This is a genomic window from Acidovorax sp. K2F (assembly GCF_025246485.1).
GTDB lineage: Bacteria > Pseudomonadota > Gammaproteobacteria > Burkholderiales > Burkholderiaceae_C > Acidovorax > Acidovorax delafieldii.
Genome location: NZ_JAOBSQ010000042.1, coordinates 1 through 12,824, shown reverse-complemented (window position 1 = coordinate 12,824; position 12,824 = coordinate 1). Strand labels below are relative to the sequence as shown.

Here is a 12,824-nt window from a genome sequence, read left to right as displayed (position 1 = left end):
GCCGCTGCTCGACCCCTTCGACCCCAGCGGGGACCACATATGACCCTCTCAAAGCTCCTGCGAAACCCGCTTCTGGCGGGTTTTTTTATGGCCGTCGCTCTTTTTGGTTGTGGTGGTGGGGGGGATCAGGAGCCGTCCGCCGTCTCCGTCGAGCTCCGCGGCGACTCCATCTTTTCCGCCCCTGGCATTGAGCGCAGCCCTGCCAGTTACATCAAGGCCGCTCGTCCTGGCTGGATGGTGGATGACAGGTCAGTTTCTGGGTTGGCCCTATTCCAGGCGCTGCCGTTCGCTTTTGGTCAGTTGTCCATCGTGGTGATCGAGCTGGGCGGCAACGACGCCCTGTACCCGCGCACAGCAGAGATGTTTGAGTCAGACCTACGCGCAGCCATTGGATCGGTCATTGGCGCCGGGAAACGCCCGGTTCTGACTGGTGTGGTGAACATGCCCGTCAGCCCTGATTTCTTCACCGCCGAGGCATTGGCGAAGCGCGATGCATTCAACGCCATCACCTTGCGTATAGCGAAGGAGTACGGGCTGCAGCACGCAGGGTGGGGTGAAGACTACCGGGGCGAGGGAGATGTGATTGCCGACCGAATCCACCGAACACAGGAGGCGTCGGATCGGCTGGCGGCTCTGTTGGTAGCCGCCATCGAGCGAACTTCCGAACAACGATAACCGAGGGAGAAAATGCCAGAACCAACCTCTACATCAGGCATCAGCCTGGCCGCAGTGTCCATTGCGCTGCTCGGGCCCATGGCCGGGCCGTATGCCCTGATCGTGTTTGCCGCGCTGGCCGGGGCGCTGTGGCCACTGAGCGCGGCCGACACCATGACCAGGAGCGCTGGCTTCTGGCTGATGCTGCGCTGCACGCTCACAGCCGTAGCGCTCACTTCTGCGCTTTCGCTGCTGCTGCAAAGCCGGTGGCAGATCCCGGCCAATGAGGCGCTGGCCCCGGTGGCGTTCGCCATTGGCGCCCTGGGCAACGGCTGGCGCCCGGTCTTCGAGGCCATCGGCTCAGCCCTGCAGGCCGTGCTTTCCCGTGCCAGTGGAGGGCCCAAGCCATGAGCACCTTGCTGATCGCACATGAGGTGGCGTGCCTGCTGCTGTTCTTCACGGTGTTCTGCCGAATGCAGAAGACCAACCGGCGCACGCGCGCCGCGATCCGACTTTCATTCTGGGCTCTGGGCACCGTGGCCGCCCTGGGCATGGCCTGGCCTTTGATGGGTTGGCCGCTGCCGTGGTTCGGGGTGCTGCTGTCCCTGGCCATCGTGCAGGTGCAGTGGGTCACATCGCATTACTGGTCGGGCGGCGTTCCCGGGGGTTTCAACAAAGGAGCGCTACATGACGCTGTTTCGTGACCTGATCGACCGCGTTTTGTCCCATGAGGGCGGCTACGTTAACCACCCAAACGACCCGGGCGGTGAAACCAAGTTCGGGATTGCAAAGCGCAGCTACCCGTCCGTTGACATCAAGGCCCTGACCCGTGAAGACGCTGTGGCGATCTACGAGCGCGACTTCTGGCAGCGTGTGCAGGGCGACAAGCTGCCGCGCGCGCTGGCATTCCAGGCGCTTGATGCCGCCGTGAACCATGGCATTGGCAACGCGGTGCGTTGGATGCAGCGTGCAGCCGGTGTTGCCGACGATGGGATCATCGGTCCCGCGACCCTGGCCGCCGTGGGCCGTGCCGACCCGGCCGACCTGGTGCTGCAGTTCAATGCAGAGCGCCTGGAGTTCTACGCCAAGCTGCAGACCTTTGACACCTTTGGGCGTGGCTGGGCGCGGCGAGTGGCGGGCAATCTGCGGTACGCCGCGCAGGACAACTGATGCTGCCCGCGATCAACCCCTTTATCGTGGCCCTGGCCATCAGCGTGGCAGCCAATGCCGTCCTGGGTTGGGCCTACCTAGGCCAGCGCGACGAAACCGCTACAGCACAGGCTGACCTGCGCGCCATGGAAGGTCAGCGCGACGGCGCACGCCAGGCGGCCAGCGCCTGCAGTGACAGCGTGGACGACCTGCGCGAACTGGCCGACAAGCGAACCCGCGAGGCGGCACCCGCCCGGGCCGTCGCCGCCAGTACCGCCCGAGTGCACAACCAGCGCGCCGACGAAATCCTGGCCGCGCCAGCGCCAGTTCCGGGCGACGTGTGCGCCAGCGCGCAAGCTCGGGTCGATGGCTGGCTCAAGGGGAGGGTGAATCCATGAAAATCGCTATTCATTTGATAGCTGCTTGCGCTTTATCGGCGTGCGGTGCGGCCAGGAATCATGTGGAAATCCAGCGCGTGAATATGGCCGTGCCCGTGGAGTGCAAAGAGCCCATCCCAAACCGCCCAATGATGCCCACCGAGGCACTGCGGCCGGGAGTCACGGTGGATCAGTTCACCCAGGCGGCCCAGGCCGAGATTGAGCGGCGCGAAGGGTACGAGGTGCAGTTGCGCGCCGCGCTGGCGATCTGCACCGCACGCACCACGATGCGCGAGTGAATGGGCAGCCCCTACTTCACGGCGTCACGCGGAGGGCAGGGGTACGCCGCCATAAGGGACAGCAGAATAGTTGCACTCGCATCGAGGTGCAGCTTTTCAGGGTTCGCACGAAGGTACTTCACTACGAGTCGAACCGCCTGGGTGTTCGTGATATTTGCAGGAACGCACGCAGCAGGGTCCTGCTGATCAAGCAGAGCCATTGTGTTGCGCGTCCCTTCAACGAGGCCCAAACAGTACGGCATCTTGAATCTGTCAACGTCCGTTTTGTCGCCGTCGAAGTATTTCACCGCCTGCTGACAAGCATCTAGGAGTTGATTCCCGTCCGCTGCAGAGACTGTTGCAGCCGAGAAGCACAAGACGAGGCAAACCGCCAGTTGTTGGGCTCTCACGACGCAGCCCTAATCAATCTTCCCGCCTCAATGTCCGCGCGCAACAAGTCATTTGCCCGCGTTTGCCAGCCCGGTCCTGTGGCCTTCAGCGCCGCAAGCACGTCTTGGTCAAACCGGATGTTGGTGGCTACCTTCGGGTTCTCCTTCACGGAGCCCTTGGGGCGTCCGCCCTTGGCACGCGCAGCAATGCTCGCAGGAGTGTGCACCGCACCAAACTTGCCAGCCTTCAGGTCGGCAAGGGAATCGCGCAGTCCGGGGATTGCCTGGCCTGCGTCGGCTTCGATGGCTCGGGCCACCGCGTCGGCATCCAGACCTCGCAGGTCTTTCATCGCCTTGATCATCGCTTGATCTCCTTCGGAAGAATGTTGGCCTTGTCGGCCTTCGTGTACACAGCCACCAGCAGGACAATTTCCTCGGCGGTGATATTGAAGTACACCACCCGGGCGCCACCGCGCTTGCCTTTGCCAGCCACCGACCAGCGCACCTTGCGGGCACCTTCAGCACCGGGGATCACGTCGCCAGCTTCGGGGTTGGCGGCGATGAAACTGATGAAGTCCAGGCGGTCCGCTTCGGTCCACACGTCAGCGACTTGCTTCTGGAAGGTGGGTGTTTCGATGACTGTGAACATGGGTTTATTGTATCTACAAAATATATAACAGCAAGCTACTTTTGTGTAGATACAAAAAATAATTCACTGATCGTTTATACAGTGGTGCACAATTCAGGGATGCCCTCCGATCAGTTCGTTCAAACCGCCCTGGCCATCCTTGGCCCGACCGCCATTTGGCTTTCGCAGAGCCGCAGCCCGCAGTTCCAGCGCTGGGCCTGCATCGTCGGCCTGGTCAGCCAGCCTTTCTGGTTCTGGTCGGTGTGGCGCAGCGGCCAATGGGGCGTTGGTGTGGTGGCTGTGGTTTGCGCGCTGGCCTGGCTCAAGGGGCTGTGGGTCCACTGGCTGGCGCCGCGCCCGCCGTCGGGTATCGCTATGCTGTCGCTGCCACCGGAGAGCCGCCTGAAATAGTGCGGCGACCATGGCTCACATCTGAGCCATCATCCTGAACTTCGCGGAGGTGGTCCAGTTTTGGACCATCCCTTTTCAACTCGTCCAGCATGCTCCTGACCCTGCACATCAGCAAGATTGAACCCGGAAATTATCGCGTAGTCATCCTCGACGGGCGGGAAGAGTTAGACCAGTGGGGCGCCCCGAACATCGGCGCTGCGATCCGGCAGTGCAGCCAGGCAAAGATGCCCGATCTTTCGGGGTTTCACATTTGGTACGAGCATGTCTGCGTCGGCACCACCACGATGAGCAACATGAGGATCGATCCCGAGGGCATCGCGCAGCGTCTGATTGCGCTGCATGGGGCCGTGCGCGGTTAGTCGCGTTACCAGCTGACTTTTGGTCGGTTGGTATTTCAAAACCGGCGCTGTGCCGGTTTTAGCCAGTCACCACATAGCTCCGGATGACGTTCATCACCATCTGGCGGTGCAGTTCTTGGCTACTGCCCATGCGAATGCCCTGTGACCAGAGGTCATCTGCAAAATCCTCGGTGTCGCTGGTGTGCCGGCGCTCTAGTGGGCGGCCGATCCATTGTGTGTAGACCGCATCATTCTGGTGGCGGGCCAGCTCCGCTCTCGTCTTCTTCGTCATCAAAATCTCCTTGAGCCCGACATTGGGCACAACGGAGTCTTGCGTCACGACGACCGAAGCGGCGACAAAATATTCCAAAAATTATTCCGGCAGGGCCAGGGCGACCCGGGCACCGTCCAGCCGGACCAGCACCGCTCCTGGTGTCTCCGCCTCAACCACTGGCACGCCTGCCAGTGAGCCGGGGTACACGTTGTCTGCCTCCGGCAGCATGGCGGTCAAAGCCTCGCGGTGCTCGCGCTGGAACTTGTGGAACAGGTCGGGCCCCAGTTCGATGCGCGCTGGCATGGAGCGGCCCTCGCGTGGCTCCGCGTATATTGCTTCTACGAGCGTGGTGATCAAGTCGGTCATGCGAACCTAAAAGCGAACCTAAACCAGCGGTTTCTGGCGTAGTTCAGCGTACACGTTCATAGTGTCGAATACGCTGGAATACGCATCAAATACCCCTATCGCGGGTTCGAATCCCTCCGTTTCCGCCAAGATAAGCCCCAAGCGCTCAACGCGCTTGGGGCTTTTTCTTTGTCAAGTCTGTCTGTTCGCCGCAGTTCGGTTGAGGAATTGCATTGCGCATAGGTGATTCCCGAATACCCAACCGATCATGTTTCGCGCCCAATCGTAAGGTCCTAAGAGCCTTGCTCGCTTTCTTGGGGACATGGATCAGATTCCGCCCGCTGTTTGGATTGCGGAGGGCCTGTGTCCTGGTGAACTCTGGCAAGGTTTCAGCCCGCCCTGTGCGGGCTTTTTTTTATTGTGTACTTCAGGCCGAGGGCGCTGGCCCGTGATAGCGGCCCAAAGCCGACATGGAGCGCGCAAGTGCTGGCCAGTGGCCCTGTATGCTGACACTGATACTGATGCCTACAGGGAAGAAGTGCCCCCATGACGCACCATCGTGACGTGCAAGTTCGCGAGCTCAGCCTGGCATTCAACGATCTGGACTTTTGTTATCTACCCAGGGCTGCGGGCTCTGCGCCTTCTCATTGCGCCGATTTTTTGTGCACGGTCGATGCTTCCAGGTTTTTTTCCAACGGAGGCCATCACATCGTTTTTGCGCTCGATTGCGAGGGTGGGCAGGGCGGCTACAACCCCCACTGCGGGGCCATCTTGCGGTACGGCAAGAACCTGTGGTCGGCTGCGCGTGGTTTCATCATTTTTGGCGATGGTGCGGTGATGGCGGAGGGGTGGAACGGTACCGCCATGCCGGCATTGGCCGTCATTGCCAATACCGTAGGCGCGGGTTTCGATCCAGTTCGACACCCGGTGTTTACGCTGCGCATCACCGCAGGTTATCGGCGCGGTGCTTTTGCGAACAGCATGCGGGTTGAGATCCGCTTGGGTGAATCGGCAAAGGGCGCTTTGCTGTTTGCTGGAGGCATTGACGGGGCCGAGTGGGGGTGGAGTTGGAGGGGCGGCTCCAAGGCCGCCATGGGAGGCATCGCTGCCGGCTTTGTGCCTCCAGTTGCCACCGGTTGCGTGGAAGAATTGCTGCCACGCAGTGCGCCTCATGCTGCGCTGGTGATGTCCCGTTTCAAATTCAGGATACATCTACCCAGTACGGCCCCCTATTCAGTAAATCGCAGGCGTGAGTGGCCCAGCATGGACACGCGCAAGCACCTATCTCGGTGCCGTGAAATGGTCGGCACCTTCGTTACTCACTCGTCGATCGAAGCACTCCACCGGCTGCCCCAATCGCTTCCCTTGTTGCTCACCTTGTCGATCTTGCGGCGGTCGCGTTTGGTTGGGCGACCTTCTGGCAATGTCGCCGCTGGCTCGGGGGCCAAGCGGCGCAGTTCTGCGGCCTTTTCGCGGGCGGCGATGCTGTCAGGGGTTTCTTCGTACAGTTGCTGGGCCACTGGCGCTGGGCCCCGGGCACCGCTCAGGCCCCGTACGAGCACGGTGCGTGCCACGGGGCCCTGGCGCAGCGCTACGGTGTCGCCGCAGCGCAGGTCGCGTGCAGGTTTGGCCAGCTGGCCATTGACAGTGACCCGGCCCTTGCCGATCTCTTCGGTGGCGAGGCTGCGGGTCTTGTAAAAGCGGGCGCACCAGAGCCACTTGTCCAGGCGCATCGTCTCCAAGGTGTTCATGGGCGAGATTGTGCCGTCTAGGCCATGGGTGTGCTGTCGGTCAAGGGCGCAGGCAGTGGCAGGCGAACCACGGCGTCCAGCCCTGTCACCTTGTGACCTTGCACCTGGTTTGTCAGTGTGATGTTGCCTTCCAGGGCCAGCACGATCTCATGGCAAATGGCCAGGCCCAGGCCGCTGCCGGTGCGCACGTCTCCTGCAGAAAAGGGCTGGAACAGGCGTGCCGCCAGCTCGTCATCAATGCCAGGGCCGTGGTCGCTGATCGTCAGCGCCGCATGCCGCCCGTCGCTGCGCAAGTCCACGGTCAACTCACTGCCGGGCGGTGCGTGGCGCACGGCGTTGTGCAGCAGGTTGCGGCTCAGTTCGCGCAGCATCCATTCATGCGATTGCACCAGGGTTGGCTCGGTGTGGATGCCAAAGTCCAGATCGCGCTGAGCAATCAGTGGCGAAATCTCCAGCGCCACGGCACGCAGAATGTCATCAAAGCGGGTGGCTGGTGGAGCGCTTTGTTGGCGCAGCTGCTCCACCTTGGCCAGGGCCAGCATCTGGTTGGCGAGCTGGGTGGCGCGGTCCACGGTGTCGCTGATCTCGTGCAGGGCTTGTTGCGGCTCCACGTCGCCGCGCAGGGCCGATTGCACCTGGGTCTTGAGCACGGCCAGCGGTGTGCGCAGCTGGTGGGAGGCATCGCGCACAAAGCGCTTTTGGTGCCGCAGCAGGTGACGCAGGCGCTGCATGACCTCATTGGTGGCGTCCACCAGCGGCTGCAGCTCGCGTGGGGCGAGCGGGGCCGCGATGGGGCTCAGATCGCCCTCGCGCCGGGCCTGCAGCTGCTGGCTGAGCTGCCGCACGGGCTGGGTGGCGCGCTGCACCACCAACACCACGGTAAAGGCCACCACGGCGATCAACAGCGCCTGTCGCAACAGGGTGTTCCACAGGATCTGCAGTGCCAGGGTTTCGCGCACCTCCAGCGTCTCCGCCACCTGGATCACGGCCATCGCCCGGCCTTCGGAGCTGGCCACCGGTTGCAGCAGCACCGCCACGCGCACATCGCGGTCACGAAATCGGTCATCGTAAAAGTCCACCAGAGCCGCATAGGGAGGGCGGGCAGGGATGCTGCCGTGCCACACCGGCAGGTCCTCAAAGCCCGACACGATCTCGCCCTTGAGGGTCGAAACGCGGTAGAACATCTGGCTCTGGTTGTCGGCCTCAAAGGCCTCCAGGGCTGAATAAGGAACGATGGCGCGCAGCTGCGCTGCGTCGTCAAAGCCTTTCACATCGAGCTGTTCGCTGATGCTTTTGGCGGATGCCAGCAGGGTGCGGTCATACGCGGTGTTGAGCGATGCCAGCGTCTGGTGGTACAGGCTCCAGGTGTTGAAACCGATGAACAGGGCTACAGGCAGCAAGATGCCCAGCAGCAGGCGCCGCCGCAGCGAGTGGTGGCGCACTCCATCCTCGCTCATGCGTCGGCCCGCAGCAGGTAGCCCAGGCCGCGCAGTGTCATCAGGGTCAGGCCTGTGCCCGCCAGCTTCTTGCGCAGCCGGTACACCACGACCTCGATGGCTTCGTACTGCACGTCGAGCTGGCCCGGAAACACCAGCTCATACAGTCGCTCCTTGGTCACGGCATGCCCCGGCTGCGCGAGCAGGGCGTGCATCAGTGCCAGCTCGCGTGGGGTCAGCTCCATCACCTCGCCGTTCAGGTACAGCGCGCCACTGTCCTTGTCGTAGCGGATGGCTCCGATCTGCACGGTGCTGGGTGCCAGCGGCGCTACGGCGGGATCTGCGCTGCGGCGCACCAGTGCGCGCAGGCGTGCCTCCAGCTCGTCCAGATCGAACGGTTTGGGCAGGTAGTCGTCGGCGCCAGCGTTCAGCCCCACCACGCGGTCGCCCACGGTGCCACGTGCCGTCAGGATCAGTACGGGGGTGCGCAGGCCACGTGATCGCGCCTGCTGCAGCACCTGCAAGCCGTCCAGACCCGGCAGGGTGAGGTCCAGGATGACGGCGTCGGGCTGCAGGGCGGTCCATTGGCTCAGCGCTGCGCGTCCGTCGCCCACTGCGGTCACTTCCATGCCACGCCGGGTCAGTGCGCGGTGCAGCGTGGCCTGCATGGTGGGGTCGTCTTCTACAAGGAGCAATTGCATGCGCGGCACCATAGCACCGTCTCATTGGGCCGGGTGCATGAGTGTTTTCCCTGAGTCTGAGGACAGCCGTTTGACAGGCAGCGCGCGCATCATCGGGCGGTTCGCAAACCTTATCAGGAGACAGACACCATGCGTCGCGATACCTTTCTGAAATCACTGGCCGCCCTGGCCGCTGCGGGTGCGTTGCCCGTGTCGGCCCAGTCGGCAGCGGCCCTCAAGATGATGATTCCCGCCAACCCTGGGGGCGGTTGGGATTCCACCGGTCGCGCGCTGGGCAAGGCGATGCAGGATGCGGGCGCCGCATCGTCGGTGTCCTACGACAACAAGGGCGGCGCAGCGGGCGCGATTGGCCTGGCCCAGTTCGTCAACGCCAGCAAGGGCGATCCGAACGCGCTGATGGTGATGGGCGCTGTGATGCTGGGCGGCATCATCACCGGCAAACCACCGGTGGGCCTGGACAAGGTTACGCCCCTGGCGCGCCTGACCAGCGAATACAACGTGTTTGTGCTGCCCGCCAACTCGCCTTTCAAGACCATGAAGGATGTGGTGGAACAGCTCAAGAAGGACCCCGGCAGCGTGAAGTGGGGTGGCGGCTCGCGCGGCTCTACCGAGCACATTGCCGCCGCCATGATCGCCCGTGAAGTGGGCGTGGACCCCGCCAAGATCAACTACGTGGCGTTCCGTGGGGGCGGTGAGGCCACTGCAGCCATCCTGGGTGGCAACGTGACCGTGGGCGGCAGCGGCTACAGCGAGTTCTCCGAGTACATCTCTGCCGGCAAGATGCGCGCAGTGGGCGTGACCTCGGGCACCCGCCTCAAGGGCGTGAACGTGCCCACGCTCAAGGAGCAGGGCATCAACGTGGAAATCGGCAATTGGCGCGGCGTGTACGGCGCGCCTGGCATCACGCCCGAACAGCGCAAGGCCTTGATCGATGCGCTGGCCAAGACCTTCAAGCACAAGGCCTGGCAGGACGCGATGGAAAAGAACGGCTGGACCCCCGCATGGATGGCCGGCGACGAGTTCGGCAATTTCGTGGATGCCGAGTTCGCCAGCATGCGCGCCACGATGGCCAAGTCCGGAATGATCTGATCCCGAAGCAAGGCGCGGCAGCCGTCATTTCTGCCTCTGGGCAGGCGGCCTGACCGTGCATTGGTTGGTGCGAAGGAAAAAACATGACACAACAACATTCATCGCGCTCCAAGCCCTTGCAGACCCTGATCGGGGTCGGGCTGGTGGTGCTAGCGCTGGGTCTGGCCTGGGGGGCCAGCTCGGTCAGTTCAGAAGCGGGCTACGGTGGCGTGGGCCCCAACTTCTTTCCCTGGGTGGTCAGCATTGCCATCCTGATCTGCGGCGTGCTGTGCGTGGCACATGCGCTGAGCGGGGGGTTTCGGGAGCTGGAAGAGGGCTCCGGCGACGAGCGCGCCCACTGGAAGGGCTTCATCTGGGTGTCGGCAGGGCTGCTGCTCAACGCCCTGCTCATCACCACGCTGGGCTTCATCCTGAGCTGTGCGTTGTGCTTCGTGCTGTCGGTACGGGGTTTCAAGAGCTCGGAAGGTGAACTCGACCTGCGCCTGCAGGCCTGGATCAAGGATTCCTTCATCGGTATCGCGGTAGCGGCCCCGGTGTACTGGATGTTTACGCAACTGCTGGCCATCAACCTGCCCGGCCTGACCAACACGGGGTGGCTGTAAAGCCTGCACGCCATGGAAACCTTAAACCTTTTGATGCAGGGTTTTGCCACCGCGGCAACACCCATCAACCTGATGTGGGCCTTTGTGGGCTGCATGATCGGCACCGCCGTGGGCGTGTTGCCAGGCATCGGCCCCGCAGTGGCTGTGGCCATGCTGCTGCCCATCACCGTCAAGGTCGAGGCCACGGCCTCGATGATCTTCTTTGCGGGCATCTATTACGGCGCCATGTATGGCGGTTCCACCACGTCCATCCTGCTCAACACCCCGGGTGAGGCCGGGTCCATGGTCACGGCCATGGAGGGCAACAAGATGGCCAAGCATGGCCGCGCCGGTGCGGCCCTGGCCACGGCCGCCATCGGTTCGTTTGTGGCGGGCACCATCGCCACGGTGCTGGTGACCTTCTGCGCGCCGCTGGTGGCCGAATACGCCATCCGCCTGGGCCCACCTGAGTATTTCATGCTGATGGTGCTGGCCTTCACCACCGTGAGTGCGGTGCTGGGCAAGAGCACGCTGCGTGGCATGGTGGCGCTGTTTGTGGGCCTGGCCATGGGCTTGATCGGCATTGACCAGATCACGGGCCAGGCGCGCTACACCGGGGGGGTGCCTGAGCTGATGGATGGCATCGAAGTGGTGCTGATCGCCGTGGGCCTGTTTGCGGTGGGCGAGGCGCTGTACAACGTGATGTACGAAGGCAAGTCCGACGAAACCCAGAACCGCCTGACCAGCACCCACATGACCAAGGAAGAGTGGAAGCGCTCCTGGCCCGCATGGTTGCGCGCCACGGCCATCGGGTTTCCGTTTGGCACCGTGCCTGCCGGTGGCAGCGAGATTCCAACCTTCCTGAGCTATGCCGCCGAGAAGAAACTGAGCAAGCACAAGGAAGAGTTTGGCACCACGGGCGCCATCGAAGGCGTGGCAGGCCCCGAGGCCGCCAACAACGCGGCCATCACGGCCACGCTGATCCCGCTGCTGACGCTGGGCATCCCCACTTCGAACACCACGGCCATTTTGCTTGGCGCGTTCCAGAACTATGGCATCCAGCCCGGCCCGCAGCTGTTCGACACCAACGGCGCACTGGTGTGGGCGCTGATCGCGTCGATGTACATCGGCAACGTGATGCTGCTGATCCTGAACCTGCCGCTGGTGGGCCTGTGGGTGAAACTGCTGAACATCCCGAAGTCGTACCTGTACGCGGGTATTCTGGTCTTCTCCACCCTGGGTGTGTATGGCATGCGCCAGAGCGCGTTCGACCTGGTGCTGCTGTACGCGATCGGCCTGCTGGGTGTGGTGATGCGCCGCTTTGACTTCCCCGCCGCGCCGGTGGTGGTGGGCATGATCCTGGGCCCGTTGGCCGAGGCACAGATGCGCAATGCGGTGTCGATTGGTGAAGGCAAGTGGACGATTTTCCTGGAGCGCCCCGGTTCGGTGACCCTGATCGTCATCGTGCTGGCCGTGCTGATCGTTCCGCGCCTGCTGCGCCGCTGGGCTGCCCGCAAGATGGCGCTGGCAGAGGCCTGAAACCGTGGCGGGGCCCCAGGCTCGCACCCATAAAAAAACCGCGCCATCGGGCGCGGTTTTTTTTCGTCCAGACGGCGCGGGCAGATCCGTGCCGACGATTTTCTTGGCAAGCCAGACCCCCAGGCGCTGTGCTCCCGGAGCCCTCCCCACCAGGTGGCTTGCTGTGAACTCAGGCTGAATCGTACCATAAAATGCGAATAGTTCTTATTTGCAGGATGGCGCATGTCTTCATTTCCGCAGGAGTTTCTGGTGCTTTGTCGTCAGTGGGGCGAAGCCCAGCGGCGTTGCAGCGCGGCCCTGACGGCGCAGGCCGCGGAGATCCAGGCGCTGCAGGCCGAGGTGGTGCGGCTGCGTGGGGCGCTGGTGGTGCGCGATACGCGGCTGGCCATGGCGTACGACGAGCTGGCGCAACTACGGGCTGCTGTGCCGGGACTCTCCCGCCGTCAGACCATGGCACGCCATATCGCTGTGCTGGCGGAGCGCATTGCCACCTTGTCGCGGGAATGCCTGCGCTGGCGACTGGCGGCGCAGTCAGACACCAGGGCAGTGAGCCACCCGGAGCAGGGTGGGGCAACCAGCGCCGCGCCCCCGGATGCTTCGGCACACCCCCGCAGGGTGCGCGTGCCCGTGGTGGTCGAGGCCCATCCGGACGCAGACGCGGGTGCGGCCTTCGACGCCAGCCTGGCCGCCGCTGACCTGGTGATTTGCCAGACGGGCTGCATCAGCCATGACGCCTACTGGCGGGTGCAGGACCAGTGCCGTCGCACGGGCAAGCCCTGCATCTTGGTGGACCAGCCGCTGGCAGCATGTGAGGCATTCCTGTACACCTCTTTGACTCCGGTTTTGGATAAAAACGCCTGATAGCGCTAGTACCATTTGCCTAG

At 63.2% G+C, this 12,824-nt stretch carries 21 protein-coding genes; 12 read left to right on the top strand and 9 right to left on the bottom strand.

Features of this window, described 5'->3' with window-relative positions:
• Window positions 1–39 precede the first annotated feature (39 nt).
• The 6 genes from N4G42_RS16615 to N4G42_RS16590 are packed head-to-tail and all read left to right on the top strand — an operon-like array spanning window position 40 to window position 2,479.
• Window positions 40–675 carry a GDSL-type esterase/lipase family protein gene (locus N4G42_RS16615; RefSeq protein WP_260667954.1) on the top strand — a complete coding sequence of 212 codons (636 nt, stop codon included), beginning with the start codon at window positions 40–42 and terminating at the stop codon, window positions 673–675.
• A 12-nt stretch (window positions 676–687) separates the two neighbouring features.
• Window positions 688–1,065, top strand: a complete 378-nt coding sequence (locus N4G42_RS16610) for a hypothetical protein (protein ID WP_260667953.1) — start codon at window positions 688–690, stop codon at window positions 1,063–1,065.
• A complete protein-coding gene (locus N4G42_RS16605; protein WP_260667952.1) occupies window positions 1,062–1,358 on the top strand; it encodes a hypothetical protein in 297 nt (98 codons plus the stop codon). The genes N4G42_RS16610 and N4G42_RS16605 overlap by 4 nt, the downstream gene beginning before the upstream one ends.
• Window positions 1,342–1,824: a glycoside hydrolase family 108 protein gene (locus N4G42_RS16600; protein WP_260667951.1), complete on the top strand. Its 483-nt coding sequence runs from the start codon at window positions 1,342–1,344 to the stop codon at window positions 1,822–1,824. Before N4G42_RS16605 ends, N4G42_RS16600 begins: the two co-directional genes overlap by 17 nt.
• The gene (locus N4G42_RS16595; protein ID WP_260667950.1) at window positions 1,824–2,201 is read left to right on the top strand and encodes a hypothetical protein; all 378 of its coding nucleotides are present in this window, start codon (window positions 1,824–1,826) and stop codon (window positions 2,199–2,201) included. The genes N4G42_RS16600 and N4G42_RS16595 overlap by 1 nt, the downstream gene beginning before the upstream one ends.
• The gene (locus N4G42_RS16590) at window positions 2,198–2,479 is read left to right on the top strand and encodes a hypothetical protein (RefSeq protein WP_260667949.1); all 282 of its coding nucleotides are present in this window, start codon (window positions 2,198–2,200) and stop codon (window positions 2,477–2,479) included. Before N4G42_RS16595 ends, N4G42_RS16590 begins: the two co-directional genes overlap by 4 nt.
• A gap of 11 nt (window positions 2,480–2,490) precedes the next feature.
• Here N4G42_RS16590 and N4G42_RS25685 read toward each other — a convergent pair whose 3' ends face one another.
• Genes N4G42_RS25685 through N4G42_RS16580 form a run of 3 tightly spaced genes read right to left on the bottom strand, consistent with a single transcriptional unit; the run spans window position 2,491 to window position 3,496 of the window.
• The gene (locus N4G42_RS25685) at window positions 2,491–2,868 is read right to left on the bottom strand and encodes a Rap1a/Tai family immunity protein (RefSeq protein ID WP_409557843.1); all 378 of its coding nucleotides are present in this window, start codon (window positions 2,866–2,868) and stop codon (window positions 2,491–2,493) included.
• The gene (locus N4G42_RS16585) at window positions 2,865–3,209 is read right to left on the bottom strand and encodes a BrnA antitoxin family protein (protein ID WP_260667948.1); all 345 of its coding nucleotides are present in this window, start codon (window positions 3,207–3,209) and stop codon (window positions 2,865–2,867) included. Before N4G42_RS16585 ends, N4G42_RS25685 begins: the two co-directional genes overlap by 4 nt.
• Window positions 3,206–3,496, bottom strand: a complete 291-nt coding sequence (locus N4G42_RS16580; RefSeq protein ID WP_260667947.1) for a type II toxin-antitoxin system RelE/ParE family toxin — start codon at window positions 3,494–3,496, stop codon at window positions 3,206–3,208. Before N4G42_RS16580 ends, N4G42_RS16585 begins: the two co-directional genes overlap by 4 nt.
• A 99-nt stretch (window positions 3,497–3,595) precedes the next feature.
• Between N4G42_RS16580 and N4G42_RS16575 the strand changes: the two genes are divergently transcribed.
• Window positions 3,596–3,886 carry a hypothetical protein gene (locus N4G42_RS16575; RefSeq protein ID WP_260667946.1) on the top strand — a complete coding sequence of 97 codons (291 nt, stop codon included), beginning with the start codon at window positions 3,596–3,598 and terminating at the stop codon, window positions 3,884–3,886.
• Window positions 3,887–3,975: 89 nt separating this feature from the next.
• A complete protein-coding gene (locus tag N4G42_RS16570) occupies window positions 3,976–4,245 on the top strand; it encodes a hypothetical protein (RefSeq protein ID WP_260667945.1) in 270 nt (89 codons plus the stop codon).
• 58 nt (window positions 4,246–4,303) lie between these two features.
• Here N4G42_RS16570 and N4G42_RS16565 read toward each other — a convergent pair whose 3' ends face one another.
• From N4G42_RS16565 to N4G42_RS16540, 6 genes are all read right to left on the bottom strand, one after another.
• Entirely contained in the window at window positions 4,304–4,594 is a 291-nt protein-coding gene (locus tag N4G42_RS16565; protein WP_260667944.1) for a hypothetical protein, read from the bottom strand.
• A gap of 3 nt (window positions 4,595–4,597) precedes the next feature.
• Window positions 4,598–4,864, bottom strand: coding sequence for a hypothetical protein (locus tag N4G42_RS16560; protein WP_260667943.1), 267 nt, complete (start codon window positions 4,862–4,864; stop codon window positions 4,598–4,600).
• A gap of 594 nt (window positions 4,865–5,458) precedes the next feature.
• Window positions 5,459–6,016, bottom strand: coding sequence for a hypothetical protein (locus N4G42_RS16555; RefSeq protein ID WP_260667942.1), 558 nt, complete (start codon window positions 6,014–6,016; stop codon window positions 5,459–5,461).
• A gap of 146 nt (window positions 6,017–6,162) precedes the next feature.
• Entirely contained in the window at window positions 6,163–6,594 is a 432-nt protein-coding gene (locus N4G42_RS16550) for an RNA-binding S4 domain-containing protein (RefSeq protein WP_260667941.1), read from the bottom strand.
• Between the two features lie 17 nt (window positions 6,595–6,611).
• On the bottom strand, window positions 6,612–8,051 hold the full coding sequence (locus N4G42_RS16545; protein ID WP_260667940.1) for a sensor histidine kinase: 1,440 nt from the start codon (window positions 8,049–8,051) through the stop codon (window positions 6,612–6,614).
• Window positions 8,048–8,731, bottom strand: a complete 684-nt coding sequence (locus tag N4G42_RS16540; protein ID WP_056065161.1) for a response regulator transcription factor — start codon at window positions 8,729–8,731, stop codon at window positions 8,048–8,050. Before N4G42_RS16540 ends, N4G42_RS16545 begins: the two co-directional genes overlap by 4 nt.
• Window positions 8,732–8,860: 129 nt before the next feature.
• Here N4G42_RS16540 and N4G42_RS16535 point away from each other — a divergent pair, with 129 nt between their 5' ends.
• The 4 genes from N4G42_RS16535 to N4G42_RS16520 all read left to right on the top strand — a co-directional run bounded on the left by N4G42_RS16535 (window position 8,861) and on the right by N4G42_RS16520 (window position 12,801).
• Window positions 8,861–9,820, top strand: coding sequence for a Bug family tripartite tricarboxylate transporter substrate binding protein (locus N4G42_RS16535; protein WP_116747501.1), 960 nt, complete (start codon window positions 8,861–8,863; stop codon window positions 9,818–9,820).
• Between the two features lie 83 nt (window positions 9,821–9,903).
• Window positions 9,904–10,422 (top strand): tripartite tricarboxylate transporter TctB family protein, encoded by a 519-nt coding sequence (locus tag N4G42_RS16530; protein ID WP_056064616.1) that lies wholly within the window; start codon window positions 9,904–9,906, stop codon window positions 10,420–10,422.
• Between the two features lie 12 nt (window positions 10,423–10,434).
• A complete protein-coding gene (locus N4G42_RS16525; protein WP_056064614.1) occupies window positions 10,435–11,940 on the top strand; it encodes a tripartite tricarboxylate transporter permease in 1,506 nt (501 codons plus the stop codon).
• 222 nt (window positions 11,941–12,162) lie between these two features.
• Window positions 12,163–12,801 (top strand): DUF2325 domain-containing protein, encoded by a 639-nt coding sequence (locus tag N4G42_RS16520; protein WP_260667939.1) that lies wholly within the window; start codon window positions 12,163–12,165, stop codon window positions 12,799–12,801.
• Window positions 12,802–12,824: the final 23 nt, after the last annotated feature.

Coding starts and splice junctions, on each gene's coding strand:
- N4G42_RS16615 (WP_260667954.1), top strand. CDS start 40: ATGACCCTCTCAAAGCTCCTGCGAAACCCGCTTCTGGCGGGTTTTTTT.
- N4G42_RS16610 (WP_260667953.1), top strand. CDS start 688: ATGCCAGAACCAACCTCTACATCAGGCATCAGCCTGGCCGCAGTGTCC.
- N4G42_RS16605 (WP_260667952.1), top strand. CDS start 1,062: ATGAGCACCTTGCTGATCGCACATGAGGTGGCGTGCCTGCTGCTGTTC.
- N4G42_RS16600 (WP_260667951.1), top strand. CDS start 1,342: ATGACGCTGTTTCGTGACCTGATCGACCGCGTTTTGTCCCATGAGGGC.
- N4G42_RS16595 (WP_260667950.1), top strand. CDS start 1,824: ATGCTGCCCGCGATCAACCCCTTTATCGTGGCCCTGGCCATCAGCGTG.
- N4G42_RS16590 (WP_260667949.1), top strand. CDS start 2,198: ATGAAAATCGCTATTCATTTGATAGCTGCTTGCGCTTTATCGGCGTGC.
- N4G42_RS16585 (WP_260667948.1), bottom strand. CDS start 3,209: ATGATCAAGGCGATGAAAGACCTGCGAGGTCTGGATGCCGACGCGGTG.
- N4G42_RS16580 (WP_260667947.1), bottom strand. CDS start 3,496: ATGTTCACAGTCATCGAAACACCCACCTTCCAGAAGCAAGTCGCTGAC.
- N4G42_RS16575 (WP_260667946.1), top strand. CDS start 3,596: ATGCCCTCCGATCAGTTCGTTCAAACCGCCCTGGCCATCCTTGGCCCG.
- N4G42_RS16570 (WP_260667945.1), top strand. CDS start 3,976: ATGCTCCTGACCCTGCACATCAGCAAGATTGAACCCGGAAATTATCGC.
- N4G42_RS16560 (WP_260667943.1), bottom strand. CDS start 4,864: ATGACCGACTTGATCACCACGCTCGTAGAAGCAATATACGCGGAGCCA.
- N4G42_RS16555 (WP_260667942.1), bottom strand. CDS start 6,016: ATGAGGCGCACTGCGTGGCAGCAATTCTTCCACGCAACCGGTGGCAAC.
- N4G42_RS16550 (WP_260667941.1), bottom strand. CDS start 6,594: ATGAACACCTTGGAGACGATGCGCCTGGACAAGTGGCTCTGGTGCGCC.
- N4G42_RS16545 (WP_260667940.1), bottom strand. CDS start 8,051: ATGAGCGAGGATGGAGTGCGCCACCACTCGCTGCGGCGGCGCCTGCTG.
- N4G42_RS16540 (WP_056065161.1), bottom strand. CDS start 8,731: ATGCAATTGCTCCTTGTAGAAGACGACCCCACCATGCAGGCCACGCTG.
- N4G42_RS16535 (WP_116747501.1), top strand. CDS start 8,861: ATGCGTCGCGATACCTTTCTGAAATCACTGGCCGCCCTGGCCGCTGCG.
- N4G42_RS16530 (WP_056064616.1), top strand. CDS start 9,904: ATGACACAACAACATTCATCGCGCTCCAAGCCCTTGCAGACCCTGATC.
- N4G42_RS16525 (WP_056064614.1), top strand. CDS start 10,435: ATGGAAACCTTAAACCTTTTGATGCAGGGTTTTGCCACCGCGGCAACA.
- N4G42_RS16520 (WP_260667939.1), top strand. CDS start 12,163: ATGTCTTCATTTCCGCAGGAGTTTCTGGTGCTTTGTCGTCAGTGGGGC.